Raw genomic sequence first — 1967 nt, 5'->3', positions numbered from 1 at the left:
ACCCTGACCGAGGTGCAGGAATACTTCGGCCGCACCACCAGCAAGATCGACCTGGGTGGGCACATCTTCACCTACACCTACAACCGTGCCGGCTGGCTGACCAAGCAGACCGGCAGCACCGGCCAGTTGATCGAGTACAACTACTACGCCAACGGCTACATCAAATCCATGCTCGACCGCACACTCAAGGTCGAGACCGTGTACGCGTATGACCGAGAAGGCAACCGCACCTTCGAGGGCTACCGCAATGTGGTGCCAAGTGGCAGCGTGGTGGAGTACTACCAGAGCGCCAACATCAGCTACGACGCCCTCAACCGCATCAGCCGCGTGCTGAATGCAGACGAACGCGCGGATATCCGCTACCAGTACGACCAGAACGGCAACGTACGGCGCATCCTCACCGAGTACAAGAGTGCCGATGGCGACCAGCGCAGCACACAAGATCTCTGGTACGCCTATGACGCGATGAACCGCTTCACGGTCACGCAAGGCGCGCTGGAGACCGGCGCCGATGGCACCAAGACCATTACCAAGGGCAGCGCTGGCGTCGCCATCGCTTACGACCTGGCCGGCCGTCGCATCTATGCAGACTACGCCGCAGATTATGGCGCGGCTGGTGGTACTGCACATCAGGAGTCCTACAAATATACCAACGAAGGGTACCTCACCACGGTCACCATTGATGGCGTAGAGCGCTCCTCCCGTACCCTGGACCTGGCCGGCCGTGTCGTAACGTCGGTACAAAAGGATGGCAGTGGCAATGTGGTCGAAACCCGCATCAGCCAATACCTGGGCGACAACCGGGTAGCACAACAAACGGTGCTGACCGGTGGCAGCACCAATGTCACCGACTACACCTACCTGGGGGATGGCACGCTGGCCAAGACCGAATCGGTCACCAATGGCAGCGGTGGGAACGGCACCCGCATCACCACCAGCTACAGCTACGAATGGTGGGACGGCGCCAAGGAAAAGAACATCACCGTGGTGGGTGCCCTGCTCAAGAACAACCCCTCGGGCTGGCTACCGGGCCAGTCGGCCTACAGCTATGACGTGAACGGCCACGTCGCCAGCGTGGAAGTAGCCGACAAGTTCGACACCACTGTCGGCAACCGCCGCTTCAGCTACCGCACCAGTGCAGAAGGCCTGGTGTTGCGCCGCGACGAATACGTCAACGGCCTGGTCCACCGCTGGCGCCAGTACTACTACGTGGGCGGCAAGCGCGTGGGCGACGTCGCCAACGACGGCCCATCGCGCGATGACTACGCCGATACCCTGCAGGCGCTGAACAACAGTGGCGGCAACGACAACCGCTACAAGAACTGGAAACCGGTCGCCTCGGCCGACTTCGACCAGAACTACGAACCGATCAGCCCCAGCTACCCCGGCCAGGCCGCCGGCAGCTACATCGCCCACAAGGGCGACAGCCTGCAAGGCGTTGCCCAAGCCGTATGGGGCGATGCCAGCATGTGGTATCTGCTGGCCGACGCCAACGGCCTGACCGGCCAGGAAGCCCTGCAAGAAGGGCAAGTGCTGGTGATCCCGAACAAGGTCACCAATATCCACCACACTTCGCAAACGCAACGGGTTTACAACCCCGGTGAAGCGATGGGTGAGGTGGCACCGACCCTGCCGAATGCGCCGACGCCGCCGACCAAAGGTTGCGGTCAGATGGGCAAGATCCTGATGATGGTGGTGGCCGTCATCGCCTCTGTAGTCACTGCTGGTGCGGCAATGATGGCGATGGGCAGCTTGATCCTGAGTGGTGCCCTTGGTGCGGCAGCAGGCAGTGCCGCCAGCCAGCTCGTTGGGATGGCGACCGGGGACGTGGACAAGTTCTCCTGGAGCCAGGTTGGACAAGCTGCCGTGGTTGGCGCTGTGACTGCCGGGATTTCGTCCGGCGTTGCGAGTGGGCCGATCGGGGAGGCAATCAAAGGCTTCGGATTCGGTGAAACCGGCACGGCCGT

1 protein-coding gene is annotated in these 1967 nt (G+C 62.1%); it reads left to right on the top strand.

Translation table 11 applies throughout. From position 1 onward, the window contains the following. A partial coding sequence (locus IGB42_RS21760; RefSeq protein WP_159675647.1) for a LysM peptidoglycan-binding domain-containing protein occupies positions 1-1967 on the top strand: 1967 nt, incomplete at both ends.

The sequence above is a fragment of the Andreprevotia sp. IGB-42 genome, from assembly GCF_009848685.1.
Taxonomy (GTDB): Bacteria; Pseudomonadota; Gammaproteobacteria; order Burkholderiales; family Chitinibacteraceae; genus Andreprevotia.
Note: the sequence above shows the minus strand (reverse complement) of the source record. Positions and strands in the feature narration are given on the sequence as shown.